Origin of the sequence: Devosia sp. WQ 349K1, assembly GCF_016595685.1 — a bacterium.
GTDB lineage: Bacteria > Pseudomonadota > Alphaproteobacteria > Rhizobiales > Devosiaceae > Devosia.
On the sequence record NZ_JAENGO010000001.1, the window covers coordinates 378777 to 404892 of the forward strand.

A 26116-nucleotide genomic window follows, 5' to 3' on the forward strand; every position below is an offset into this window, starting at 1 on the left:
TTCGGCTTCTAGTCGATGCTGGAGTCGTACTCTGCGCACTCGATCTTGACCTTCGCCTTCTTGAACACGCGCTGAGGGATGGTCACGCCATGTGCTCGAGCGCGGTTGGACACCATCAACACAGGCTGACCCCGATGTCAGTCTAAACGCCAGGATTGACCCTTGCGGATACCCACTACGCGACCAGATGTACTATCTTGAAGCGGCTACGATTAGGATTCTTAGTGTCCCCCAAGTGCGGGAAAGCAAAGGGGTACTGGGGGGCGCTGCAATGGATCAGGTATCTGTTGCAGCCTTAAACCGGTCATTTAAGATCCGAGCAACGCCAGCGGAACGGATGCACACTCCAATCTCTTGCCTTGGATTGTCATCCATCGTGTCGGCCGACAACCAGTTTTGACTGGTGATGATAGCGGTGTCATCGTCCCAACTCAAAAATTTGGCGTGCAACATCGGGTTGTGAACTGGCCGAATGCGTATGCCCGCCTTTGCCCCTGCAATCGTCATTTCGGCAATGTCCCTCGCCGTTATTGCGCCGCTGTCCTTGCCGTAAAACAACCTGACGTCGAGATCCCGAACCCTCTCGGCTGCAGACAAAAGGGGTTCCAGAACCAAGTTGCGCGCGGCGCCTGCGAATTTATTGCTAGCAATAACAATCTGTTTGTTGGCCTTATCACGGGCTTCCCGCACGAGCTCGGCATGGCCTGTGCCCAGCAGGACTGAAACCTCCGCTTTGCCCTCCGGCGTTGGCTGTTGCTTTCGCAAAGTTTCTGCCTGGGCAACGAGGTCGCTGGTCAATTCAGTCCAGTGACCATTCCCACCCCGTGACAACTCCGCAAGCTGATCAATCAAGTCTGCGACAAGATGTGGATCACGAAGGCGCACTGACACCTCGAAGCTCGAGAAGCCGCTATAGAGCCAGTTACATGAACCAATTAGTGCGGTCATTTTTTCAAGCGCGCCATCGTCGCAAATGACGAGCTTCGCGTGCGAGCCGGTAGAGAATGGGTGCACCACGAGTCCGTCTAAACCTTCGGCTGCGAGACGCGTCCTGATTTGGCTGACGGCTTTTATTGTGGAACGCCTTTCATCCGCGTTCTCATTTTGGCCCCAAAGGATGTCAATTTTCACGCCATTCCCAAGTGCCTTGCGTAGATCCGGTAAAAGGGCCTCGAATCGCGGCACAGAAATGAATGTTGAATGTATCAGTATGCGGTGACGGGCCTTGCTTATCGCTCCCTTCAAAGCAGTCTCGTGATCAGTGCCTCCCGTGATCAGATCGCTCGTTACAAATGCAACCTTATGAGCTGGTGGTGTCACGTGCGTAACTGGGTGTTCGTTTACGTGCACGGCGCTGTAAACAACTCGACTGTCACCAGATCGTGTTGAGTATCGAGCAGCTGCCTTCTTGATTTCGTCCGCAAGCCGAAGTGGCGTGCGTGGACTTAGCCCTTCTGGCTGCCCATCTCTGACGGAAACCAAGGCCCAACGTTTGGCGAGCCGATCACCGTAGAGATCCATGCCTACAAACTTCTCATCGGACTGGAACAGGGCGTCCACTAGTGGTCTGGCTTCTTCAAGGTACTGTCGGTCGGGTCGCTCTATTCGTATGATCGGTTCCCCTCTCGCTTCGCGACTTTCGACAACGTGTTCGTGGACAAAAGGCAGGTCCCTGCTTCTAAACAAGGCGCCAGTGATTTGCTCGACGACGAAAGTCATGTGCCTGCTCAATCGCCTCGGAGCCGTTGGCAGCTGTTCGTACTCGTTGACGATTCTCCCCTCGGGAGTGATTTGGAAGTTCACGCTGGACGGGAGTTGCACCATCTCAACCCAACCGGCCCGCATCAGTCGGATCAGGGCTTCGATTATCACCCGTTCGGGTATTCCGGCCCGCTCCTTCAATGCCGATACCATGGAAGGCCCGCGATCCAGCTCGTGGAGCAACAACTGCTCCAAAATGGTCCAGGGTCTTCCCTTATCGAAGTGGAACTTGCGACGACCTTGAAGGACTGGAACCGCAACTCGAACGTGACTCATTTGCCATTTTCCAATCGGTCATGCGGAATGATGACGGCGTTGCCCTGCTGTCTCTGAACCTCGAGTGCCGCCAGAAAGCGCTCTAGAAAAGCCGCTTCTTGCAACGCTTCCGTTCCCTTATTCGACTCAATTGTCGCCCGCAAAAATCTAAGAGACCCGACGACGAAAAGGCGCGACTTCGCCCTGCTCAGCAGCACATTCATGCGCCTCGGATCGCTTAGGAAGCCAAGCGCACCACGTATCGATGCATGGTTGTTGTTGCGGACCAAAGACACGATCACAACGTCCGCTTCATTTCCCTGAAAAGAGTCTACAGTCCCGCAGTACTTGTCGGCATCCACGGCAGGCGCTAGCCCCGACAACAGAGAATAGCGTTTGCGATTGTCATCAATTGCAATGCCGAGACGCCGCACCTGTTCACTGTACGGCGAGAGAACAGCGAGGGTAGGCATTCTTTCCAGGCCCTCCCGAATTTTTAACAGTTCCAAAATTTGGCAAACTGCGCGCACCTCGGTTGGGTTATGCCATCGAGGCCGTCTCTCCGCATCGTCCGCCTTCATCCCGATGGTGGTCTGTACCCACGGCATGTCAACAAAAATCAAAGGAGCGTTTGGCAGGCGCTTACTGTCCCTCGAAGAAACTGGTGACGGTGTGGTTGCGATACGTTTGGCGGCCAGTTCGTGTGTCTCGAGACCGTCGTCGTAGAAACTATGAGAGACAATCTCTGCAAAGGCCGGATGCATTCTATGCTGTAACGTTAGTCGTTGGGCCAAGCGACGGGCCCTTGGCTTTCGTTCGTGCACTTTGAATTCGTCTTCAATCAGGCGCTCGAACAGAAGTACGTGACCCAACGCGAGAGAGCACAATGCGGGAAAGTCGCTCTGATCCGTGTCGACCTCGTCCAGAACGTCTTCTGTGGCTGCGTCGCGTAGCGTCCTACCGATGAACTCTGCCCCGACCTCAAGCGCCCGAGCAACGGCAGCTGGATCCGTGAGAAGTTGCACGATCTTGTCGGATCCGAACGGAGCCAACTGTTTGTGATCACCGATCATCAAGCGGCGATATGAAAGCAACAATGGAGCGATCAGCTCACCGCCAGTTGCCTTTCCGGCTTCCTCCACCATAACCCAATCAAACTGGCCGCGCTCGTCGAGCAAACGTTCGAGCTCTGGCGAGTTGGTAGTTGCGAAAAGGATATTGGCGCCACGGATAAGCATTGCCTCCATAGCTAGCCTTCCTTGGCTGACACTCGACCGATCCTCACGCGGCTTAGAAGTTATGTTTAGCTGAAGATCGGCAAGCTGCTGTTGAAGGCGCCGAGGTGCGTCCGCTACTAGTGAACTGGCTGCAAGTTTGGCGACCAGGGCCTCGGTTTGCCTCACAACCTCAAATGGGCCCGCGTCTTCTTTGCTGTCCCTTGACTGGCTTCGGACGATCACCGGACCATGTGGATGTTCTTCAAATGCGCTTGCTAACTCATCCATGAGGTGGTTGACAGCGGCGTTACTCTGAGCCGTGAGCAACAATCGCGCGGAACTGTTCTCGGCCAGAGTATCGAGTACTAAGTCTCTAACCAGCCTAGTTTTTCCCACACCGGGGGGACCTTGCACAAGATAGAGCGGGATGGTCGACACAATCGCCCTAAGCGCACTCTGTTTGGATTCATCGAGGTCCGCCAAGCGTTCCTCCGACCCGATACTCTCGTGCGACTCCAAAATCCTGGCTCTGGGGTCGTCTAGCATGCGCAGGAGCTCGGAATGATCCGCCAATGCTCGAAGAGCCTTAAGCCTGCGTCGAAGCTGTATATCGCGGCCAACAAAGTCGGCAGGTATTAAGACTGCGTCACGTAGGTGGGAAGGGCGTTCAGGGCCCGTGAAGACATATTCGGGCTGCGTATTTCCAGACTGGACCTTCCGGTTGAACTTCCAAGAGGTGTCCGAGTATTCACGGTCGCCCAAGTGCCGCGCTTCCGTCAGTACCCAGTCCTCAACGCGCGAGTCGCCGAGCAACACTTCTTCGAAGCGTTTGGCGGGAGGCTTGAGCCCCAATGCTAGAGAAAGCGCATCGCGCTCTGGATCTGCTCGCGGCGTCACCGAAACCCTGATTTCATCACCCTCGGACTCCGAAAGATCACGGGTAGTACTAGTCCGAACCTCTATGGGGTAACTGTCGGCAGCAGCGTACAGCGCTTCCAGGAACTGCGTGAGGGCAAGTGCCTGATGAACGCGTTTTACTCTGTCTGGCTTTGCCTGGTCAGCGTCCAGTTCCTTGCGCAACTGCTCCCAAGTCGAAAGCTTTCCTCGTAGCCTAGGAAACCGAACCCTCGCGTCTCTCTGGTCCATAATTTCAAGGGATCGGGCCGGGAGCTGAATCTGTCCTAGGATATTAAAGGCCGCTGCATCATTCGTTTCCGCCCGCTCGGAATACGCCATCTCCCAAGTGCCGGGCATCCCTGACCGCGGTACATATTGGGCCAGAGAATAGGTCAGAAGAGTTCCCGCTAGTGTGAGCCTAAACGGCTGCCCATCGCTCTTTAACGCCAGTAAGAGCGGCGTGTCACCCAGATCCGCACGAACAAATTCCAGCATCGCCTCTGCGTCATCCACTTCGATGTCGTTGCCTGAGGCTTCTCGAAGACGTTGCGCAAAAGACCCGGAAAAGCGAAATACGAGATGAAATTTCGTCTCGCGTCCCGCAACGTCGGCCGCCAGATCACGGAGAATTTCCGTGATCCTTTGAATGACAATCTCGCCGTCCAACCTATCCAGTCGTTCAATACGCACCAACTGGCGCAGGAGTTTGACTTCGTCAGCTGATAGGTGATCTGCGACCTCGGAGGGCACGAGACGAAGATTCAAAACCCTCTTTAAGTCGGCGCCGAGAAGTCCAGAAGCCAATTCGCCGAATGCCCGCCAGTCTTCAACGAACGAAGCCGGCGCGCCGGACGTGGTTCGAGCACGATCAGGCGCATTAACCGCACCCGCTAATCTCAAGGACCATTCGAAGCCTGTTAGTTGAAAGTCGGGCTCCAATCCGCCCGAAGCAAGAATTGACCATTGGTCGAGATTACGATGCAACAGCCCTTGGTCATGAAGGATCTCCAAGGCGGACGCTATTTGCCTGAGATTTTGCCACATAAGAACTCTGTTGCGGGCAAGTCGTGGATTTGTCAGCCAGTGACCCTGCTCCCTATGCTGCAGCAAAGATGCAAGCGGCTCCCGTTGACCGAGGTCCAACACGAGATAAAATCCCGTTTCGTCGAAACCTGCTTGGAGTAAGGTCGCTATCGATGACGATGCCCGCGGATAGCCGCCAAGCCGATAGAGATGCCGAACCTCGTGTTGCCATAGTTCATGTAATTCGTCTTGACCGGCCCCCGCGACACGTGGCCATGCTTTGACGAGTACTTGGTTACCGTTTTCATCCACCGCCAAAGTAAGCGATGGCCGTCCGGACTTCTTGTCTGCCTTTTGAAGGTCGCGATCCCCAAGCTTAAAGCTACTCAGAAACTCTCCCTTGCGGCGCGATTTACTAGCCATTTTTCGATCCCCCAAGCATCTTGATAGACGATGCAAGAGCACAAAGACAGATCTGCCAACCCGTTCGACATAGTATTTTGGAAGAGTCCCCCGGAGCCCGTTCCAGTGGTTCTGCGCGAATGAGCGATAAATTCGATCAGGTTCGAGCCGGTGGGCCCACCAGCTAATCCGGCGGTTTCAGGGACATCTGAAGTTGCCTACTAAACCTGGATCAAAATCTCCTCGATAGGTCCACTTTCGGGATGCTTTCAAATGGCAATGAACGGCAAGCATGGGGCGCAGTGCCGCCACACAGGCGCAGCGAGTTGAGCTCAAGATGTTCAGCCTTAGCGCACCCGAACATGAGAACCCTAGTTTGAACTAAGTGCGGATTGGCAAAGCGGGGTCCAGTCGGTTTGGCAGAGATAAGATCGGTTTTGGCCCGATAAGATCGGTTCACCCCAAGATAAGATGGTCAAAATGTGTGTGAGACGGTCGTATCCCGTCGGAAGAGATTTCCTCGACCCAGTCGGGTAAGATGGCCTCTGGCCAGTCGGGTAAGATGCTCTTTGCCTATTTCCGGAGGCGCTCCGGGCGGTTCCGGAAATAGGGCCTGTTGGTCGAAATCGACGAGCAAAGCGAGCTTGCGCCCCTGATCCAGCATGGATCGAGGGGGCGTCGGTTTTGAGCAACAGGCAAGGCAGGAGATCATCTTTGATCTCCTGCCACGGATGATCCTTCCGGCGACCGAAGAGAGCTTGCCCCCCTGCCCCATTCCATGGGGCGAAGGGGGGCCGGTAGGATCATCCGTCGCTTTGACTGGACATGGGTCGCCAGACCCTGCCGCCCTGCTGGCGCGAGCCAGCGAAGGGTGGCCATGGCCAGTCAAGGCGCTCAAGAGCATCTTGAAAAACAAGGCCATCTTTCACTCTCGAAAGCTCGCGTTTTCCGATTTTCATCCACTCCGCTTAACGTCCATGAAGACAGTGGAGAGACACAGTGGCACACGACCTGAAGCGCATTCTGAGCGAGACGAAAGATTATCTGGCAAAGCCCAAAAAAGCGAGAACCTTGGAGCGCTACGGGCGGATATGGAATTCAATCAACCAGTCCGGGTTGAACATATTCGAGTATCTCGACTATGTGGCGTCCACCACGCCTGGCCAGTTTGTGATCACAAAGGCAGCGGCCATCCGCGGATTGTGGAAGGTGATCCGTCAGAAGTTCTTCAGTGCCAATCAGAAAATGGCCGCAGGTCAGAAGCAAGCATCAACTAACGAACTGAACGAGGTGGTCGGCGTGCGCATGGTGATCGACATGCTGCTCGATAAAAAACCGCCAATGGACGCTTTCACTCGCAAAGGCTGTTCAAAGCGTGGAACGCTGCACAAGCTGCCGCAAGATTGGCGCACGCGTCTCGTGGCCAATACGATCACTGCTGCGGTGCCGGCCGTTCTCGTGTCGATGCTCTCAGGATGCCGCCCAGAGGAACTGGCCATGGGAATAAGCGTCAGCGTGTTGGATGACCAGCATCTCAGCGTCACGATCAATGGGGCGAAGGTGACGGAGCACAATGGGCAGCCTTGGCGCAAGTTGACCTACGACGTGTCTCTCTCCGATCAGGCGGCTCAGTTGTGGCGGATTGCAGCGCGCCGAGGCGGCAACCTGGTGGTCAAGCGCGAACCCCGCACCTTTCACAAAAACCTTGAGCGCGCCTGTGAGAAGGCAGGCTTGCCTGGCATCAGCGCGTACACATGCAGGCATTATTTCGCCTCGCAGCTTAAGAACGCAATTGGCACTACTAAGGAGATAATAGCGATGGCGCTCGGCCACGCGAGCACGGCAACACAGCAAGTTTACGGCACAAAACAGCAGGGTCGAAAGGGCGGCCTTGCCCTCGTGGGTGTAAGCGCAGCGCGGGCAGTTCGTACGCCGGATCGGCCTCATCCTGGCTTGGCGAACCGCAAAATTGTCTCATCAAGCCAACTGGAAGAAGACTTGGCCAGCGAGCTGCCGCATCCTTCGCCATACAATTGATGGCATTTCAGGCAAACAAACCACCACCAATTGCTCGCCTTGGCTCCCAAGCAATCCACCGCCTTTTCAAGGAAGGCCGATGCCTCATGCGTTGCAAGCTCGCGGCAACGATGCGCCCCATTCCGGACATTCAGGCCGCACTTTTGATTTCCCAATAGCTGCCGTAGGCGGCCGACTTACGAATGGCATAGGCGGTGTAGGTAGCGTGTAAGCTGCAGGTGCTTTCGGGACATCTTTCGGTCTGATTATAGCTTTTCTCGGAGGGCCTCGTAAGGCGTTTTTCCGTTGAACGCTCCGTGCGGCCTGGCGAAGTTATAGAACCGTTCCCACTCGTTCAGTTTCGCCTCGAGATCAACATCGCCCTTGTAGCTGAGCAGCTGGTAGAACTCCTGTTGATCTGACCGGTGCGATCGTTCGACCTTGCCGTTCAATTGCGGCGTACTGCGCTTGATATAGGCATGGCGGATGCCTTGGTCTTCGACATGCCAATGGAACTTGGCCTGGAACTCATGGCCATTGTCGGTTCGGATCTCGCGAATTCGAAACGGGGAAGTATTGATGATGTGGTCAACAAAATCGATCGCGCTTGCCTGGGTGTGCTTCTGGTAAATTTTGAGCGCGCGCACCCGGGTCGCATCATCGATGGCAGTGAACTGAAAGCGCCGGACCTTCTCGCCACTTTCCCCCTTAAATGTCAGGAACTTGACGTCCATCTGAATATGGTGGCCGGGAACCTGCTTGTTGTATCGCTTGGTGTGCACCTTGCGCACACGGGTACCGCGCGGCAGCCGATTGACGCCATTGCGTTTAAGCATCCGCGAGACCGTGGCGTCTGAGATTTTAATCCCATGGTATCGGGCCATATACCAGACGATCCGCATTGGGCCGAGGTGATACTTGCTGCGGAGGTGGAGAACTTTCTCTTCGATCTCGATTGGTATGCGATTAGCATGCCATTTGGGGATTGGAGGCCGGTTCACCAGACCGGCCTCACCGAGCTTCAGATAGGCAACACGCCACCGGTAGAAACTGCTGCGGCTGACGCCGAAATATCGACAGGTCTTGGCAACCTGACCCGTCTCTTCTGCGTGCCTCAGAACACGAAGCTTGCGCGCAATCTCACGTTGTTCTTTGTTCATAAATGCCTCCTTAGCTCAACAAATGTCAGCTTATTGGAGATGTCCCGCGAGTACCGACATATCTACAGTCTGGCTTTCTGGAAGCTGAGGACTTGCGGAGCGGAGCGAAAACCGTTCATGTTGGGTTTTTCTGCCCCTTGTTTGTGAGAAGGTCGGAACAATCCTTTTGACCACGGCAAACTCTAAGGCCGCCACGCCAGGCAGGATTTTGAGGCCGATCTTGCACGAACTAAGTCGGGTTGTCCGCAAGGTATTTTGCAAGGTCATCCAAAGTCCCGAGCTCGGCCTGCTCTGCCGCCCACTTCGCAAAATTGATCATGGCCCCACTGTGAATACGGTATCGCACGTGCTTGCCGTCACGCATGGTTTCGAGCACCCCTGCATCGACCAGCAGCTTGAAGTGATGCGAAATGGTCGATGCTGATTTTTCGCTTTTGAGGTCAGAGGGAGATAATCCGGGGGCCAGCTGCACATTTCGAAAAATATCGAAGCGTGTGGAATCCCCAAGGCCCACAAGGACTTTCAGCGCTTCGTCATCGGTCAATTCGAAATCCTTCGAAACATCATGCGAACATGCAGCCAAGGCGCCGTTAACCATTCCTAACAATTCGATGTGACAGCCGCGATCACCTGATTCATCCTGCTTTCAGGACTCCGCCCGGATTCCCGGTTGTTATCAAGGCAGCCGCCAGAGTTGCGCTAACAACTCCAGCGGCCTGACCAGACGACCGACCTGCCAGAAACAGGAGTGGCCGAATGGCTATGCTCATCTATCGCCGCGATTGGATTCGCTGCAACTCTTTCCCTGACAATTTCGAAGACGGTAACAGCTGGCTTGCGTCTCGCAGCACCACCTTGGTGCGCTCGCCGCGCTAGCCCCCAGTTACGCCGATCATGCAGCTAAACCTCGCGGGCCCTCCGCTCGCGTGAGCCCGGCCGTGTGATTTTTTCAAAAACTCTGCATGCCCGCCGTCCGCATCCGCGGACCGGCTTGAGCTGGAGTCTGTCGAAAATGTCCAAATCTGCAAAAAATGCGCTGCCACCGGCAACGCCATCTCATGAGTTTGACGATCCTGCTGATCTTGGCGATCGCCCCAATCCTGTGGAGCGCCTGCTTATTGACGCCGAACTCGACATGCTCCACCGCACCGCAGTGGGACGTCCCCGCATGGTTTGGGGATCTAAAACGGCGTTTGTTCGCCTCAGTCCCGAGCCGGCCCCGTCCGCATACGGCGGAAAGCGCAGCGATCGTGCCTCCCATTTTCGCGCCATCGAGATCGCCCGTGCGCTGAGTGAACCTCTGGCCCTCAAGGGCCCGGCAAAGGCTCACGCCATCGACGAGCTGGTCGCAACCGTCTTTGAGGCGGCTCCAAATTTTGCCCGGCCGCTCGAGGCGATCCGGCAGAGTGCTCTATCCATGGTGCGCCGGGGCGCTCCTCACTTCCAGTTCAAGCCCATCCTGATCGAGGCACCACCTGGGTGTGGCAAGACCACCATGGCGATGTGCCTGGCAGCGGCCAGCGGCCTGCCCTCGCTCTACCTCGACGCCACCGCCATGACCACCGGTACGCCGATCGTCAGTGCAGACAGCGTCTGGAGCCATGCTCGGCCTTCCGAGGTCGTGCAGTTCCTGGCGCACGAGCAGGTGGCCAATCCAGTCATCATCTTCGACGAGTTCGACAAGCTGCAGAACCTCTCAGCGCACGCCCGGTCCGAGGCCACCGAGATCATGCTGCCGCTTTTGCAGCGCGACACCGCCGCTGCGCACGTCGACCACTTCCTGCAATCCAGGGTGGATCTCAGCTTCATCAACTGGATCCTGCTCTGCAACGACCTCAATCGCATCGCCAAGCCGGTGCGCGATCGCTGCACCGTCATTCGCGTCAATGCGCCGGACGTCGACGAGATTGCCGAAATCGCCCGGCGCGAAGTGCAGCGCCGCGGTCTGCCTGACGAGCTTGTCGCGCCGCTGGTCCGTGCCGTTCGCACGGGTCGCCTCACCTCGCTGCGCAAACTCCACAAAGCCCTGGATCGCGCCGATGCGGCAGCGGCCCGCCCTCTTCTCAACTGATTTCTTGAAAAAACCCAAAAATAGGACGCAGACCATGAACAAGACCATCCAACTTCGCGCCATAGAAACCGTCACCGACACCACAATGCCCTCAGGCCAGCAGGTCCGTCTGGCGCGAAACATCCTTGACCTTCTTACGGAGGTTGGTCTGAGTGAACTCCGTGCCGATGTGCGCACAGCTTATGTCGCCGGTCACCCGCGCTTTCGGTGCCCCGACTGCAACGAGCCACTTTTCGTGGCTCAGAACCCGGCATCCGCGGATACCCCCCGTGACGGCAGGGCCGCACACTTCAAGCATCATGCTAACGCGGATGCCCCGCCCTGCCGGAGGCGCACCGCCGCAAATCTGAGCGATATCGGTGCAGTCAAGTTCGCCGGGTTGGGCGAAGGCACTGACCACTCCAACCTCAAGCACATGCTGGCGTTCTGTTTGTCGCAGGATCCCAACGTCACGGACATTGAGATCGAGCGCCAGATCAGGGCGCTCGACGGCTCCTGGCGCCAGCCCGACGTGAGCTTCGTGCTCCACGGCCAGGCTGTGGCAGTCGACGTGCAACTGGCGGCCGCGTCCCTCTCCACCATTCTGGAGCGGGGCGTCTTTTACGCGGCCAACAAAATCCGACACATCTGGGTGACGGATACTGACAATCTCGACCGCCTGAACCAGTTGGCCTTCCGCGACATTTATCTCGGCATGGGCGGCCGCATCTTTGCCCTCGACGCCGACGTCGCCGCCGCCTGCGTTGAGCAGAGCAGGATTCAGCTGTGGGAACTGAGCATCATGCCCAGGCTCGCCCCGCCCCTTCCGCTGCACAACGTCTGGGAACGCGACGTGGTCGACCAGGAGACCATCCTCATGGATCCGGCAGCGCGCAAGGCGAACGGTCAAAAGCGCTATCGCCGGTCTTTGGCCAGCCAGGTCGGCCAGCATTTTGGCCGTCAGCGGGCGTCCATGCGCGCGGCTCTTGCCGAGGGCAAGCCGCTCGAATGGATGCGGCCGGAATGGACGACGATCGCGCGTCAGATCAAGGGCCGCGATATCGACACCGCGATCGCTCAGGGCGTTGGTGCGGTTCTGGCTTGGTTGTTTGCGGCGGAAGCCTATGCATCCTGCGCCGAACCAACGGCACGCCCCGTTGCCCTCGCCGCCATGCATCAGGCAACCGCAGCCGTGCTGACCATTCGCAACGCCAAGGACTGGGCGCCGCTGGTGGAAACCGTGTGCAAGATGTCGCCTCCGGTTCAGGCCGCGCTTGCCCCCGATCACCGCGACCAGCTCAACGCGTTGCTCGCCACCGCAGAGCCCACAACGCCCGTCATCCGCAACCATGCACAGATGCTGTCGGTGCTGTTTCCCTGGATCGCCTTCAAGCTGCTGGTCAAGGCGCCAAAGTTCGGCCCCTCGATCACCCGCCGCAACTCTCACTAAAAGAGAAGAGAAGCAGCCCGGGACATTCCGATGTCGCGGGCTGCTGGCGCCAGATTACTCCACTCCCTCTGGTCGGGGTAACCAGACGCCAAAGAGGCCGCCAAGGGCGGCCTTCTCCGGGACAATAAGAAAGAAACGAGAAGAAAGAAAAAGGGGGCGCCGCGCTTCCGTGAGAAAAAGGCATTCGAGCACAGAGGTTGACGCCAGAGCAGGCCGCCTACCCTTTCCCCCAACCAGCTCCATCGGAGCTGGTCTACGCCGAAGGCGATGAGCGGCCTGATCTGGGGTCAAGGCCAGTTCAAGGCTCCAGTTTCCAATGCATGCGCAGCATAGCGATCGCAGCCCCCCTATCCCGTCCAAGCACTAGCTGGACGGGTCCATCCATGCGGGCATTTGAAACTGGAAGAGCTGGCCGTACTTCTGAGCGACAAACGGTAAGGAAATACTTTTTCCAATCCAACGAGCAGAAAAAGTCCATGTTATAACAAAAACTTGGCTTCAATTTGTGAAAAATCCACAAGGGCGAGAATCTCAAGTCTAAAATTATGTCAGAAAGCCAATTTCCCGATGTTTCTACAACCTTTTATGCACAAGAGTTCTTGCAGAACGCAAAAGAATGGCTGCGCGGGATGTCCACAACCACAACATCTTATTTCCGAAAAACTACCGGAACCGCGAGTTCTGGAAGCTTTTCCTGCGTCTACGGAGCTCGCTTCCCTCTCGAATATCGCGTTAGTCGTGGAGGGATGGCTTCGCGCCATCAATACTGAAATGCGCTTTCACGTTATTCCACGCTGCGTGCCTACACATGTTGCGGCACGGCGTATCGGCCTAACGGTCAGTGCTTTTCTTCAGCTTGAGCCCGAGTTGCGCCAAAGCGGCTTTCCCCCGCCTGACCCAGTAACCGGCAATTTCGACCTGAAGGCAATCGAAGCTTGGCTTGACCGCAGGTCTGGGCTGTCCCAGCAGGCATCGAGCGCAATAGATGCAGCCGATGGCTTCGAGCAAAGGCTCGCGCAAATTGGCTGACATCAAGCTCAAGCATTACGTCATCAGGAAAGGAAAATACGGGTACTGGCTTCCTACGCCGGCGATGAAAAAGCTTGGATTTCAAAATGTCAGATGCGGTCTAGACGGCCCCGAAGCGTGGAAGATAGCTCGGGAATGGGAAGAGCGATATCAGAGGGCCCGCCGTGGCCTAGAATCCGCTCCCATAGGGAAGTTTTATCCACCCGGAAGCGTGGGTGATGGTTTCGCCCGATTTCGTCGCACTCAAGAGTGGGCAAAAAAGGAAATCAGGACACGGGAGGACTGGGAAAGAAGCTGGGTATACATAGAGCCTGCTTTTGGCACTACGGCCCCTTCCACGGTCACCTTTGAACTCCTAGATCGCTGGTATAACCATCTCATTGCAAAGAAAGGCGTCGGCGAAGCCGGTCGCGCGCTGAAGTATTGGCGCGCTCTGTATACCGTTCTGGTTAGCCTTAAACTCGCCCCTCCCGGAGACCCCTCGAAAGCTATACGAAAGACCGGTGTAGCCGGGCGCACTCAAACGTGGCGCGAAGGAGAAGTGGTTCGTCTGGTAAAGCATGCCATCCGCACCGGCAGGACTGGCCTTGCATGCATAATAGCGGTTGCTTGGGACACGCAATTCTCCCCCGTCGATTGCCGGCAACTCAAGCCAGCTCAGGCCGTTACCAGTGGCAACGATATGGCATTCTTGATTGCTCGCGGTAAAACCGAGGAACCTGCGCTGGGGATCTTGTCCCCTCGCGCGCAACGCTTAGTACATGCCTATCTGAATTCACAGAACTTTGTGCTGCACGATGATGCTCCGATTTTCCGCACAAAGGGCTTTGCACTTGGTGACAAAGGCGGGAGACCGCGCCTTCCCGTACCGTATACCAAAGACAAGCTGGTGAGCGATTTCGCAGAAGTCCGCCTTGAGCTTTTTGGCGAAATGGAGACTAGGAGGCTGATGGACATGCGTCGCACTGGTGCCGTTGAAGCCAATGCAGGGGGCGCATCTGTGGAGTTTTTGGCTGCAAAGATGGGCAACTCCATCGATCAGAACCGAAAGCTGCAGAAAACGTACATGCCAGTCAACTCAGCAGCGATTCGAGCAGCCGATGAGGCTCGCAAGAAGGGACGAAAACTTTTGAGCGAGGAACACAACGAGTTCAAAAAGTTGAAACTCTATGGGACCAAAAGTTGAAACTGAAAGGGAGTAAAACGCGCAAACCCTAGGAAAGGATGGCGCGAGAGACGGGGCTCGAACCCGCGACCTCCGGCGTGACAGGCCGGCGCTCTAACCAACTGAGCTACTCCCGCAGCGCTTGGGGAACATCAGTTCCGCGCAACGTGGGCTCTGTATAGGGGCGTGATTTGCCCCTGTAAAGCGGCCTCTAGAAAATTCTCAAAGCTTTTCAACATCTGTGGCGCCGATGGGCATATCGTGGGCACTTGGCTGGCACTTTTGGGCGCCGTGAAGGGCTTGGCCGAGGCCTTCTCGATGGCAGCGCACGGCAGGAAACAAAAATGGCGCCGTCCGGTGGAGACGCCAGACATTTTCTATGCAGCATCGGAATCGCTGAACGTGAATCAGATCACCGCCCTGCCCGCTGCGACGAGAATGACGGAGGCAAGAATCTGGAAGCGAGTTGGCAGAATCCCAAAAAGCAAAAAACCGCCGAGGCGGTTTTGATTTGTCGTTCAGGAGAAGTGAATGGTGGGCGATGACGGACTCGAACCGCCGACATTCTCGGTGTAAACGAGACGCTCTACCAACTGAGCTAATCGCCCGTGCCATTATCACGGAGTGCTTTTTCTAACGCTGACTTGGTGGTCAGAGCACTGGCACCAAGTAAAGAAGACCACTCTTCTTCGCCGCTGGTGAGCGGCAATGGTGGGCGATGACGGACTCGAACCGCCGACATTCTCGGTGTAAACGAGACGCTCTACCAACTGAGCTAATCGCCCGTGCCATTATCACGGAGTGCTTTTTCTAACGCTGACTTGGTGGTCAGAGCACTGGCGCCGCTTGCAGAACCGTTGTTCTTCAGCGACGAGCCACTGAATATGCGGACACGGGTTTCAGGTCAACACCCGAAAAAGTTCTCCACATAACAAAAAGGCCCCGGCTGTGAAGCGCGGGGCCAAATGCCGAGAGGCGAAGTCGCAATCAAGCGTTGATCGCGTCCTTCAGGCCCTTACCGGGCTTGAACTTGGCCTGGTTCGAGGCCGGAATCTGAATTTCAGCACCCGTTGCAGGGTTACGGCCGGTCGAAGCCTTACGCTGCGAAACGGCAAAGGTGCCGAAACCAACCAGACGAACTTCGTCGCCGGCCTTCAGGGCTTCGGTGATAGCTTCGAACACTGCGTCAACCGCTTCGGCGGCCTGTGCCTTGGTGATCGTTGCCTTGTCGGCGACAACGCCAACCAGATCGTTTTTGTTCATAGCGTTTCCTCACAGTGAATGCTCGCCGCCACAAGCGGCTCTTGATGCCTGATAGCTAGTCGCGATCACTCGCAAATCCAGACTATCCGGCCGATCAGTGCCCCGACGGTAGTAGCAGTTAATGGACCGGAAATATGGCTCTCGCAAGCCCCATAACCCCGAAAAGCCCGGTTTCCGGGGGAATATGGTCCCATTTCCACGCCGACATCAGTTTTGCTCGGCTTACGCGCGCCAAATGAATTCGCAGAATTACCAAGGAGATAGGATGCTTGGAACGCAGTCCATCCGAGCGACGATTGCCAGCCACGCAGTCAAAAGCAGCCTCGATTTTACGGGCAATTTTTGAAAACAAAATCCATTGAGTCCCTTGGATTTTGGCAGTTTTCGCAGACTCAGCAACACTATTGGAGCAAGGCCAAGACGAGGTCGATGATTCTTGGATTTGAGCCCTATTCCAAAGCCTCAACTGCCGTCTTGGCGCTCGATAGGCTTACTCTTGATTGTCAGCATCAGCGGCAAGGCTGCCAGATAGATCACCATGGCAACCAGCCAGATTCCGCCCGGCCAAGTTCCACGGATGGAATGATAGATATTGCTGAACAGCAATGGCCCAAAGACCGCCGCCAAGCTGACCACGCTCGCCAACACGCCCTGGAGCTGTCCTTGGAGTTCAGAGCTGACTTGGCGGGTTGTCAGAGACTGTAGCGCGGGCATGCCAATGCCACCCAGTGCAAAGATCGGCGCCATAATAAAGAGGGCCGCTCCATGGGTGGCAAAAGCGAGAGTGAGCATCGCGCCAATTTCAAACGCCATGCCGACAACCAAGGCCCAGCGCTCGCCGAGCTTGGCGACTGCGGGACCGGTGACGAAGGCCTGCGCCAAGGCGTGGAAGAGCCCGAATGCCCCAAGGGACAGACCAATCAGCATGCCGTTAAACGCATAGACGTCTTCAGAGAAGATGGCCCAGGTTGAGCCATAGACCGTGCCGACCAGATTCATAATCAGATAGATGGCGATCAGGGGCAGCAAGGCCTTGAAAGCAAAGGCCCATGCCAATGGCTTGAACGGATTGAGCGTATCCAAGGTAAAGCGCGTATCACGCTGGCCTTTGCGCGACTCGGGCAGGACGAAGAGTGCCATCGCGAAATTGACAGTGTTGAGCAGCGCTGCCAGCAAAAACGGCGAGCGCAGCCAGATATCGCCTAGGATGCCGCCAACCACAGGTCCGATGATAAACCCGATGCCGAACATAGCATGGAACAGACCAAAGCGTTTGGCGCGCTCCTCTTCGGTGGAAATGTCGGTGATATAGGCCGTGGCCACGGCCATGTTTGCGCTGGTGATCCCAGCGATGGCGCGACCGAGCACGAGCAACCACAACTCTGGTGCAAAGGCCATCACCACATAATCAATCGCCGCGCCAGCAAGCGAGATCAGCAGCACCGGACGGCGCCCAAATCGATCGCTCAGCACGCCCAAAATCGGTGAGAACAAGAACTGGCACGCTGAGTAAAGCGCCAGCATTACGCCCAATATTGTTGAGATATCAGAAGTATGCCCAACTTCACGCAGCAGCGCTGGGAGAATGGGAAATATGAGCCCAATCCCAATGGCGTCCAGCATGACTGTTAACAAGATAACGAGAAGCGCTTTGTTCATCAGAAAGCTCCAGCTCTAGCGTCACCACTCAAACTGGAGTTAATGCAGCGCCAGATTTCTATGCGCTTCACAATTTCTGATCAAGCGGCTCTGCGGCCCTCAACTCTTCACTTTATCAGCCAGAGACTGAAGCACATTGGGGATGAGCCCCGGGAGATCTTCGCTGATCATGCCGGTGCCGCCAAAGGCACTTCCCGCAGCGCCGTGAATCCATGCGCCCGCGGCGGCGGCATCGAACCCGTTCATGCCTTGCGCCAACAGCCCCGCTATTATGCCAGCCAAAACATCACCTGAGCCCGCTGTCCCCAACCACGCAGGTGCGTTGTCGTTGACGACGATTTTACCATCGGGCTCGGCGATGACTGTGTCTGCGCCTTTCAGCACCACAACCGCTCCAGAGTCGCGCGCCGCCTGATGGGCTCGCATGGCCTTGGACGCATCGTTGGCGTCAAACAGCCGTGCAAACTCTCCTTCATGCGGCGTCATAACGACCTGCCCAGACGGTCTTGCCTTTATGGCTGCAAACAGAGTGTCGGGGTCTGATGCGAAAACGGTCAGCGCATCGGCATCCAGAACGATATTGGCCTTGGATTTTAAGCCCGCCAACACCCGCTCCCGAGTGCCCTCGCCTACCCCAGCTGCCGGCCCAATCACCAAGGCGTTGATCCGCTCGTCGGCGAGCACCGTGGCAAAGTCTGCGGGAGTTTCAGCGATGCGCAACATAATTGCCGTGACATGGGCAGCGTGCACCCTCAGTGCCGCTTCGCTGCCCACCAATGTGACCAAGCCCGCCCCGGCGCGGAATGCACCATAGGCTGAGAGGCGCGAGGCTCCAGTCTGCAGTGGACTGCCGCTGAGGACGACGACATGCCCACGGGTAAACTTGTGACCCTCTGGATCAAGCTGCGGCAGTTGCCACAGCCCCGGACCGTTCTGAACGGGCTGAACACCAGCAGCGGCGGAAGGCATAGAGTGTGCCAAGTGCGTTCTTCCCTATCATGGGGTCCGGTGCGTCGTGATGATCACGAAACCCTATCAGCTTCGCAGTTTTACGCGGTCCTGTCCGTTCATTTCCCGCCGAGGGTCAGCACGAAGCGGAACTGCACCGTTCCGTCCCACCACATCGGGAAATTCGTACCCCATTTATTGTTATAGAGATTGAACCGAAGGCCCTGACTGAAATCAGGAATTTCCGGCTGGAAGGGAATGAAGTCGCTGCCGGCGGGGCAAACCAGTGCGCTATCAATGGGCTCAATTGTCAGCTCGATCTGATCGAACGTGGTGCGCGCCGCCTCAATGGCCTGCAATTGACCGCCACCGGCGCGAACAATATGCGCACTGTCCTTCCACGATGCCATTTTGCGCAGTGACCATGCCGCCGCGCCCGCAGGGGTGAACGCAAAAAATCCGGCTTCGGGTATGCGATTGGCCGGCTTGTCTCGCAGTGTTAGTGAGACCTCGACAGACTTATGCGATATGCGCCGAATGGCGATGTCGTGACGCGCCGGAATGCCGACATGCGCTGCCTCATCCCGCGAAATGGCAGCAATAGCGACCTGCGCATTGGCATCGACACCGATATGAGTGGGCGCGAATGACGCGGTGCGGGCAGTTTTTGCGTTCTGCAGGCCCGGCTTGTCGTGGTCCAGAATGGCCCATTCCTGTCGATGCTGAAGATAGCTATCGAGGTGCCTTTGTAGTTCAGCCCAATCATAGGTTTCGTGGCGGTAGCCGAAGAGCGCGCCATGGCTGCCCGCGATCTCAACGCCTTCCGGCGAGACTAGACGAGCAATGTCGCCCGTCGACGGATCAAGATCGGCCATCCAGCCGCCGTCGCTGATTTGATTGCCGGCCCGTGGCGCACGCGGTGCAATCGGAACCAGTTCGGCGAGCGCCTGCGAGGCTGCGGCGCGATCTTCGGCAGACAAGTCCGAGAGCGCATCGTGCATATAGTCGCGCTGTTCCTGCCAAGATTGCTCGGCATATTGGAAGCGATAGTCAATTTTGCGGGCGTGTTCGAACTGGGCCTGATCAAAGGCCTGGTCGTCGCGCAGATAGGTTTTGATATCCACGCCCCAAGTGTGTTCAGCCACCATGGCAAGCCGACGCGCGAACGTCTCGCGCTCCTCCGTCGGCTGATCTAAATTCTCGTAAAATCTCTCTAGCGCTTTGTACTGGCTTAATTTTACCGGATCAGATGCCGCGCCATGAATCCAACTGTCGCCAATTTCTTTGTCGATAATTGGGAAGTCTTCGCGCCGCTCCCACATGGCCTGGCCGAACGCATCAAGGGTCGACGCTTTGATCAACGCCCCCGGGTTCGCATGATGAAGCTCGCGCAGGGCCTCGACGGTCTGCCCGACGCTCTGTGGCCCGATATTGTCATTGGTGTGCGCAAAGCTGAGGCCCAAGTCCGGACCGGCTGGGAAGTCCGTGGCGCCATAGGAATTCTGATACATGACGACAATCTCGCTGCCGTCCTCAGCGCGCCAGCGGAAAATTGGCGGCACGTCAGGGACTGGGCTGGCGGTGTTGACCCCAAGATGGAGGAAGCGAAGCCCTGCTTCGGCCATGAGTGGCACCATGCCCAGCGTGTGACCCGGTACGTCCGTCATTTTTGCGGCAATAGTCGTTTTGCCAAACCGCTTGTCGAGCTCACGCGAAAAACTCAATGCCGCGCGGAACATTTTTGGGCTCATCAACTCCGTATGCGAGGTAAATGGCAAGCCATGCCAAGCGATGAGGCCTTTCCTGATCGCGTCTTCTAGCCGTGCGACTTTTTCTGCGCTTTGGGTCTGGAGGTGATCCCAGATCAGCCAAGCGCCAGTGGTCCAGATGAATTTTGGATTGGCTGGATCTTCGGCATAAAAATGGGCGCCGGTTGCGATCGCCTGCGGGATAAATTGCTCATGATACTGCTGGCGCACGCGCTTGGCATGGTCGGTGAAGCCAATGTCCAGATGGGTCTTGAAGATCAGATGGATCTGCTGCTCAGATGTTTGCGTCATGAAAATGCCCAGCTCAGCCCACCGTGCCACGCACGACGAGACGGGTGTTTAATGTTTCTTCTAAACTTGGCGCGTCCGGCGCATTGAGCCGCCGCAAAATTAGGCGAACGAGGCAGCGCACGCGCTCATCGAGGTCGAATTTGACCGTTGTCAGATTGAAGCTTTTCCAGTGTGACTGGGCGATGTCGTCGAAGCCAACGACCTTCACATCCTCCGGGACGCGCAGGTTTAACTCGTGGCGCAAAGCGTCTAGAACGCCAAAGGCGCCGACGTCATTGGCCGCAAAAATTGCATCAGCGCCCTGCCCGATGCGGAACAAATCGACGGTCGAGCGATAAGCGGTGTCGTAAGTGAAATCGCCTGGAATAATCTGCGGCTCGCCCAGTCCGCGCTCACGCATGACGCGCCGGAGGGTCCGTTCGCGAGACACATTGGCGCGAGACTTGCTCAGCCCAGAAAGATAGGCAACCCGTTTCGCCCCAAAGCCCTGAAGCAGGGCTACGGCTTGATCGATCCCATTGTGCTGGAAGACGTTCAGGCGGTCATACAATGGCTCGGCAACCGGCGTATCGTCTTCATTTTCAAAAGGATAGTTGACGTAGATCGGCACCGCACGACCGAGGAAGCGCACGAGAGTTTTCGGCTTCACATTCTCGACGAAGGCGATCACCGAGTCTGGGTTGAAGCCGCGCATATAGGCGAGCAACTGCTCATCCATGGAGTAGTCAGTTCGGGTCTTGAACAGGAGCGTGGCAAAACCTTCGTTCTGGAGCGCTGTCGTCAAAGCGTCGATCTCTTGAGATTCCCAATGACTGCACACGTCTGGAACGATCACGCCAACAAGGTGCGAGCGGCCGCTCACCAGCGCTCGCGCTGCGCGATCGGGGGTGTAGTCCAGCTCTTTGGCGATCCGGAGGATGAGCTCGCGCTTTTCCGGTTTCAACGAGGTGTGAGGATTGAACGCCCGTGAAACAGCCACCCGCGAGACGTTAGCCTTCGCAGCGACCATTTCGGCCGTCGCCCTACCCCGTCCCGGCTCGCCCGCACTACTCACAGACACACTCCACAAAGATGAAATCGTGTTCATTTAAGAACAGAACCCGAGCTGAGCTGTCAATGCAGACTATCGCAGGGACAAGTTCTCCACACCCCAAAGACGGGACAATGCAATGAAAACACGGCTTTTCCGCAAGTGTACCGGCATCACAAAAGTTAACACTACCATACCTGCCATTGACGAGCAGTGAAAACGTGTTCAATCTGACGGCGTCCGCAAGCCAAGGGAGGCGCGGGCCAACAGCGGCTACCGGAGAATCCGGAGCCACACATGGGAGGAATCTGCGATGAGCAATCGCCTACGCGCACTTGCGCTCGGCCTCGTCTCTGCCACCGCTATGGCAGTGCCGGCATTCGCCGTTGATCTAGAAATCACCTGCCGCTGCGTCATCGGCGGCGTTAATAGCGCCACCGCTCAGTGGATCGAAGAGAGCGTTATTCCTGGCTTCACAGCTGCCAATCCGGGCATCAATGTGAAGCTGAACCAGTTTGGTGGCGAAGACGCCCAGCTCACCCAGCAGCTTGCTCTCGACTTCTCAACCGGCGCAGGCCCAGACATCTCGGGCTTCGACGGCTTCCTGATCCCCTCATTTGCTGAAGGCGGCCTCCTAAAATCTCTCGATGAACTGATTGGCGATGACTACGCCAATTGGGAAGGCTGGGACCACATTTCTCCCGGCATTCGCTCCATTCTCTCCTATGGCGGGGAAACCTATGGCGTCGGCCTCGGGACTGACGTGCGCATGGTCTTTGTCCGCAAAGACCTTTTCGACAAGGCCGGAATCGACGCCGCGACGTGGAACCCCACCTCTTGGGCCGATCTGATCGACGCTGCCAAGAAGCTCAAGGAAGCCGGTGTCGAAGCGCCACTGCAGCTGAACGCTGGTGTGGCCATGGGCGAAGCGACCACCATGCAGGGCTATTGGATGGCACTGCTGGGCACGGGCGAAGGCGTCACCAATGACGACGGCAAGTTCATCGTTGGCTCCCAAGCCATTCTCGACACGCTCAACCTCTACAAGACAATCTATGTCGACGACGGCCTAGGCGATCAGCGCGCGCAGCTTCTGGCAGACGGACGCAACCGCACCTTTGCCAATTTCCGCGATGGCAAGACCGCCATGCTGGTCGAAGGCGATTGGTTCTATCGCTCCGTCACCGCGCCGGGTGCGGAATTTGAAGTCAAAGACCGCGACAATGTCATGACTTGGAAGAAGATGCCCGCTCAAGAACCGGGTAAGGGCATTCGCGGGCAGGATGCTGTCTCGATCTCCGGTGGTACGGGCTATGTGATTAACCCGAATACGGACAGCCCGAAGGAAGCTTGGCAGTTCTTGTCGTTCATGATGAGCCAAGAACAGATGACAGCGTTCCAAGGGTTCTCACCGGGCATTCGCTCGCGTGATGACGTGGCGATCCCGGACAATGCGTTCTTGACGGAAACCAGCCAGGCCTTGCTGCCAATCACCACCGCGCGTCCGAACAATGCGCACTACAACGCAGTCAGCCAAGAAATTCAGCGCATGACCGAAGCCGTGGTTTCGGGTGAACTGTCGCCTGAAGATGCAATGGCTCAGTACCGCTCGGCAGTCATCGCCATCGTTGGCGAAGAGAACACCGTCTCCACGCTTTAGAACTCCCTAGTGCCCGGCGTCTTTCCTCGACGCCGGGCACACCAGCACATTTCACATTCCTCGCCTTGCCCCTAGGCGTTTTTATCCGTGCCTCGATCAATCGATGGCGGCCGTTTCTTGCCGTCCGCGCGAGGTATTTTGCTTAGCCTCACTCACCTGAGTAGGACCTAAATGACCACCGACGCCAGCGCATCACCACCTAAATCGAAGGGCAAAAACTTCGCCCTACTTTCCAATAGAACCGGAGCGGCATTTCTCGTCCCGGCGGGCCTTTTGGTGTCGGTCTTCGTCATCATCCCGTTTTTTTGGGTGATATTTGTTTCCTTTACCAACCGGACCCTGCTGGGCAAAACCGCCCTCAGTCCAGAGTTTGTTGGCCTCGCCAATTATTTGACGCTGTTCGATCCAGCGTCCTTTTTCCAGCGTGGTCAGTTCGGCTTCTCGCTGATCCTGACCACGCAATTTGTTCTCTGCTCGGCCCTCCTCGGCCAAGCACTGATCGGTCTCATTCTGGCTTGGCTCATCCAGACCGTTCCTCCGGCAGTCAAGCGCATGGTCGAAACCTTTGTCATCGGCGCGTGGATCCTGCCTGAGGTTGTCATCGGCTTTGCTTGGTTTGCCTTTCTCGACTACGACAACGGCACGCTGAACATGATCCTCACGAGCCTTGGCCTGCCCAAGGGCGACTTCCTGTTACAGCAGCCATTCTGGGTCATCGTCATCTTCAATACGTGGCGCGGCGCAGCATTCTCGATGATGCTGTTCAACTCGGCCTTTGCCTCTATCCCGCCCAGCTATTTCCAAGCTGCTGACGTTGCGGGTGCAAGTTCATTCCAGAAATTCCGGGACATCGGCCTCCCGCTGATCAAGGGTCACATCATCACCGATTTGATCCTGATCACCATGTGGACGTTCAACGTGTTCACGCCGTTCCTGCTGACCAATGGCGGGCCGAGCTACAAGACTGAACTTGTCTCCATCTACAATTACCGCGTTGCCTTCCAAGACTTCCAGTTCGGCAAGGGCGCGGCCGTTGGCGTGATCATGATGCTCATCAACCTTGCCTTCGCGCTGATCTATCTCAGCATCGGCAAGAAAAAGACGCCGAAGACGTGAGGAAAGCCACCATGAAAAACCTTCCGTTTCACGCCCTTCTGAGCCGTATCGCCTTCTCGGGCCTCGCCACGATCATCGGCATTGTCTTTGCTCTGCCGCTGGTCTGGTTCATCTTCTCGCCCTTCAACGCGAGGGCTGAACTGGGTCTCGAAATTCCAGATCCCTGGACGCTCTCGAACTTCTTCACAGTCTTTGGCAATGGCTTTGCCATGCAAGCGCTCTGGAACAGCTTTATTCAGGCTGTCGGTGGCGTGATCCTCGTCGGTTGCGCGGCAACGCTTGCTGCCTATGCGCTGTCGCGATCCTCGATCCCCGGCAAGGGCGCTGTGACTTATATCCTGCTGCTGTTTTCGTCAGTCGTATCGGGCACCGCAGCCATGGTGCCGATCTTCCTGATCGTTTCAGCCGCTGGACTGATGGACACCCATCTTGCCGTGATCCTCACCTTCGCTGGTGGCTTGCTGCCCACCGCCATGTTCATCCTGCGCGACTTCATCGATGGCATTCCAAAATCTTATGAGGAAAGCGCCATGGTGGCGGGCGCGTCGCCCGTGCAGGCCTTCTTTGACGTGGCCTTGCCAGTCATTCGCCCGGGCATTGTGGTTGTGGTCGTCTGGGCCTTCGTCAACATCTGGGGCTCGTTCCTCATCCCCTTCATTCTGCTGCGTTCGAGCGAGAACATGCCAGCGTCTGTGGCCATCTATTCCTTCTACTCCGAAGCGGGCACGCCGGTCGTGACCCTGTTGGCGGCCTATTCACTGATCTACTCGCTCCCCGTTATCGCGCTCTACCTCTTCGTCAGCTGGAAGTTCGGCTTCCGGTTCTTCGGCGGCATCAAGGCTTAACTCCCATGGCATCTGTACAATTCAAGAACATCTTCAAGAGCTTTGGCAGCTTCAGCGCGGTCGAAGACGTCAGCTTTGACATTGCCGATGGTGAGTTCGTCTGTCTCTTGGGCCCCTCGGGCTGCGGCAAGACCACATCGCTGCGCATGATCGCAGGTCTCGAAACTCCTACCTCCGGCCAGATCTTTATCGACGGCAAAGAGGTGACCCACCTCCACCCGAAAGATCGCAACATCGCCATGGTGTTTCAGGACTATGCGCTCTACCCGCATATGAACCTGGCCGATAACATCGCCTACCCGCTCAAAGTGCGCGGCGAAGCGGTCGAAAAACGCCATGCCCGTGCCAAGGAAGTGGCCGATGTGCTCAAGATCGGTCATTTGATGAACCGCGTCCCGAGCCAGATTTCAGGCGGCCAGCAGCAGCGTACTTCGCTTGCTCGCGCCCTCGTCTATCCAGCCAAGGTTTATCTCTTTGACGAACCGCTCTCCAACCTCGACGCCAAGCTGCGACTTGAAGCGCGTGGCTTCCTCAACCACCTGCAACGCGACATGGGTATCACCGCCGTTTACGTGACACACGATCAGGCCGAAGCGATGGCGCTGGCCTCACGCATAGCTGTGATGGATGCGGGCAAGATCGTGCAGTTCGCCTCGCCCATCGAAATCTATCGTCGCCCAGCCACCACCTTTGTCGCGAACTTCGTCGGCAACCCGCCGATGAACCTTGTCGAAGTCGAAGGCGCGCAGGTCGATGGTCAATTGCGCCTCAAGGCCAGCGATCTCAAAATCGTCGATCTGCCAATGACCGACGCGATTGCCAGTGCCCTCAGCACCAGCCCCAAGCTTACCCTCGGCATCCGCCCTGAGCATCTCCACATCGCCAAGGCCGGTGACGAAAACACTGTGACGGCAAAGCTCTTTGCCAATGAGAACATGGGCCCCGAAAGCCTTGTGACCTTGGATCGCGGCGATAGCGCGCGCATCACTGCGCGCATTTTCATTGATGATCATCTCGAGTTGAGTGACACCGTGAGCCTGAGCTTTGGCGTGGAACACACCCATTTGTTCGACAGCAGCGGCAAGCGTATTCCGGCCGTTGGGGAATAAG

The 26116-nt window shown here is 56.8% G+C and carries 17 protein-coding genes and 3 tRNA genes; 8 read left to right on the forward strand and 12 right to left on the reverse strand.

All coding sequences use genetic code 11. From position 1 onward, the window contains the following. Positions 1-276: 276 nt before the first annotated feature. Both JHL21_RS01620 and JHL21_RS01625 read right to left on the reverse strand, forming a co-directional pair. Positions 277-2037, reverse strand: coding sequence for a phospholipase D-like domain-containing protein (locus JHL21_RS01620; protein WP_200211550.1), 1761 nt, complete (start codon positions 2035-2037; stop codon positions 277-279). Then, on the reverse strand, positions 2034-5576 hold the full coding sequence (locus JHL21_RS01625; RefSeq protein ID WP_200211552.1) for an AAA domain-containing protein: 3543 nt from the start codon (positions 5574-5576) through the stop codon (positions 2034-2036). The genes JHL21_RS01620 and JHL21_RS01625 overlap by 4 nt, the downstream gene beginning before the upstream one ends. Before the next feature lie 978 nt (positions 5577-6554). Here JHL21_RS01625 and JHL21_RS17945 point away from each other — a divergent pair. Beyond that, a complete protein-coding gene (locus tag JHL21_RS17945; RefSeq protein ID WP_200211554.1) occupies positions 6555-7592 on the forward strand; it encodes a tyrosine-type recombinase/integrase in 1038 nt (345 codons plus the stop codon). Between the two features lie 245 nt (positions 7593-7837). On the opposite strand, the gene JHL21_RS01635 is transcribed toward JHL21_RS17945, so the two are convergent. Further along, positions 7838-8731, reverse strand: coding sequence for an IS481 family transposase (locus JHL21_RS01635; RefSeq protein WP_200211556.1), 894 nt, complete (start codon positions 8729-8731; stop codon positions 7838-7840). Between the two features lie 229 nt (positions 8732-8960). Further along, entirely contained in the window at positions 8961-9275 is a 315-nt protein-coding gene (locus JHL21_RS01640; RefSeq protein ID WP_200211558.1) for a helix-turn-helix transcriptional regulator, read from the reverse strand. 468 nt (positions 9276-9743) lie between these two features. Here JHL21_RS01640 and JHL21_RS01645 point away from each other — a divergent pair, with 468 nt between their 5' ends. From JHL21_RS01645 to JHL21_RS01655, 3 genes are all read left to right on the forward strand, one after another. Then, on the forward strand, positions 9744-10802 hold the full coding sequence (locus JHL21_RS01645; RefSeq protein ID WP_200211560.1) for an AAA family ATPase: 1059 nt from the start codon (positions 9744-9746) through the stop codon (positions 10800-10802). A 34-nt stretch (positions 10803-10836) separates the two neighbouring features. After that, entirely contained in the window at positions 10837-12231 is a 1395-nt protein-coding gene (locus JHL21_RS01650; RefSeq protein WP_200211562.1) for a DUF6035 family protein, read from the forward strand. A 985-nt stretch (positions 12232-13216) separates the two neighbouring features. After that, complete coding sequence (locus JHL21_RS01655) at positions 13217-14446, forward strand: hypothetical protein (protein ID WP_200211564.1); 1230 nt, start codon at positions 13217-13219, stop codon at positions 14444-14446. Between the two features lie 39 nt (positions 14447-14485). On the opposite strand, the gene JHL21_RS01660 is transcribed toward JHL21_RS01655, so the two are convergent. From JHL21_RS01660 to JHL21_RS01695, 8 genes are all read right to left on the reverse strand, one after another. Continuing rightward, a tRNA-Asp gene (locus JHL21_RS01660) sits at positions 14486-14562 on the reverse strand. Positions 14563-14957: 395 nt separating this feature from the next. Further along, positions 14958-15033: transfer RNA gene (locus JHL21_RS01665), tRNA-Val, on the reverse strand. Between the two features lie 101 nt (positions 15034-15134). Continuing rightward, a tRNA-Val gene (locus JHL21_RS01670) sits at positions 15135-15210 on the reverse strand. 202 nt (positions 15211-15412) lie between these two features. Continuing rightward, positions 15413-15688 (reverse strand): HU family DNA-binding protein, encoded by a 276-nt coding sequence (locus JHL21_RS01675; RefSeq protein ID WP_169193720.1) that lies wholly within the window; start codon positions 15686-15688, stop codon positions 15413-15415. A 462-nt stretch (positions 15689-16150) separates the two neighbouring features. Beyond that, entirely contained in the window at positions 16151-17347 is a 1197-nt protein-coding gene (locus JHL21_RS01680; protein ID WP_200211567.1) for a TCR/Tet family MFS transporter, read from the reverse strand. 99 nt (positions 17348-17446) lie between these two features. Beyond that, positions 17447-18328 carry an NAD(P)H-hydrate dehydratase gene (locus tag JHL21_RS01685; protein WP_254081896.1) on the reverse strand — a complete coding sequence of 294 codons (882 nt, stop codon included), beginning with the start codon at positions 18326-18328 and terminating at the stop codon, positions 17447-17449. 86 nt (positions 18329-18414) lie between these two features. Then, a complete protein-coding gene (locus JHL21_RS01690; RefSeq protein ID WP_200211568.1) occupies positions 18415-20355 on the reverse strand; it encodes a DUF5054 domain-containing protein in 1941 nt (646 codons plus the stop codon). A 13-nt stretch (positions 20356-20368) separates the two neighbouring features. Continuing rightward, the gene (locus JHL21_RS01695) at positions 20369-21409 is read right to left on the reverse strand and encodes a LacI family DNA-binding transcriptional regulator (protein ID WP_367948141.1); all 1041 of its coding nucleotides are present in this window, start codon (positions 21407-21409) and stop codon (positions 20369-20371) included. Between the two features lie 289 nt (positions 21410-21698). Here JHL21_RS01695 and JHL21_RS01700 point away from each other — a divergent pair, with 289 nt between their 5' ends. The 4 genes from JHL21_RS01700 to JHL21_RS01715 all read left to right on the forward strand — a co-directional run bounded on the left by JHL21_RS01700 (position 21699) and on the right by JHL21_RS01715 (position 26115). Next, positions 21699-23045 carry an extracellular solute-binding protein gene (locus JHL21_RS01700; protein WP_200211570.1) on the forward strand — a complete coding sequence of 449 codons (1347 nt, stop codon included), beginning with the start codon at positions 21699-21701 and terminating at the stop codon, positions 23043-23045. A gap of 171 nt (positions 23046-23216) precedes the next feature. Continuing rightward, entirely contained in the window at positions 23217-24161 is a 945-nt protein-coding gene (locus JHL21_RS01705) for a carbohydrate ABC transporter permease (RefSeq protein ID WP_200211571.1), read from the forward strand. 11 nt (positions 24162-24172) lie between these two features. Continuing rightward, complete coding sequence (locus tag JHL21_RS01710; RefSeq protein ID WP_200211573.1) at positions 24173-25006, forward strand: carbohydrate ABC transporter permease; 834 nt, start codon at positions 24173-24175, stop codon at positions 25004-25006. A 5-nt stretch (positions 25007-25011) separates the two neighbouring features. Next, positions 25012-26115 (forward strand): ABC transporter ATP-binding protein, encoded by a 1104-nt coding sequence (locus JHL21_RS01715; RefSeq protein WP_182393822.1) that lies wholly within the window; start codon positions 25012-25014, stop codon positions 26113-26115. Position 26116: the final 1 nt, after the last annotated feature.

Coding starts and splice junctions, on each gene's coding strand:
- JHL21_RS01620 (WP_200211550.1), bottom strand. CDS start 2,037: ATGAGTCACGTTCGAGTTGCGGTTCCAGTCCTTCAAGGTCGTCGCAAG.
- JHL21_RS01625 (WP_200211552.1), bottom strand. CDS start 5,576: ATGGCTAGTAAATCGCGCCGCAAGGGAGAGTTTCTGAGTAGCTTTAAG.
- JHL21_RS01635 (WP_200211556.1), bottom strand. CDS start 8,731: ATGAACAAAGAACAACGTGAGATTGCGCGCAAGCTTCGTGTTCTGAGG.
- JHL21_RS01645 (WP_200211560.1), top strand. CDS start 9,744: ATGTCCAAATCTGCAAAAAATGCGCTGCCACCGGCAACGCCATCTCAT.
- JHL21_RS01650 (WP_200211562.1), top strand. CDS start 10,837: ATGAACAAGACCATCCAACTTCGCGCCATAGAAACCGTCACCGACACC.
- JHL21_RS01655 (WP_200211564.1), top strand. CDS start 13,217: ATGCAGCCGATGGCTTCGAGCAAAGGCTCGCGCAAATTGGCTGACATC.
- JHL21_RS01675 (WP_169193720.1), bottom strand. CDS start 15,688: ATGAACAAAAACGATCTGGTTGGCGTTGTCGCCGACAAGGCAACGATC.
- JHL21_RS01680 (WP_200211567.1), bottom strand. CDS start 17,347: ATGAACAAAGCGCTTCTCGTTATCTTGTTAACAGTCATGCTGGACGCC.
- JHL21_RS01690 (WP_200211568.1), bottom strand. CDS start 20,355: ATGACGCAAACATCTGAGCAGCAGATCCATCTGATCTTCAAGACCCAT.
- JHL21_RS01700 (WP_200211570.1), top strand. CDS start 21,699: ATGAGCAATCGCCTACGCGCACTTGCGCTCGGCCTCGTCTCTGCCACC.
- JHL21_RS01705 (WP_200211571.1), top strand. CDS start 23,217: ATGACCACCGACGCCAGCGCATCACCACCTAAATCGAAGGGCAAAAAC.
- JHL21_RS01710 (WP_200211573.1), top strand. CDS start 24,173: ATGAAAAACCTTCCGTTTCACGCCCTTCTGAGCCGTATCGCCTTCTCG.
- JHL21_RS01715 (WP_182393822.1), top strand. CDS start 25,012: ATGGCATCTGTACAATTCAAGAACATCTTCAAGAGCTTTGGCAGCTTC.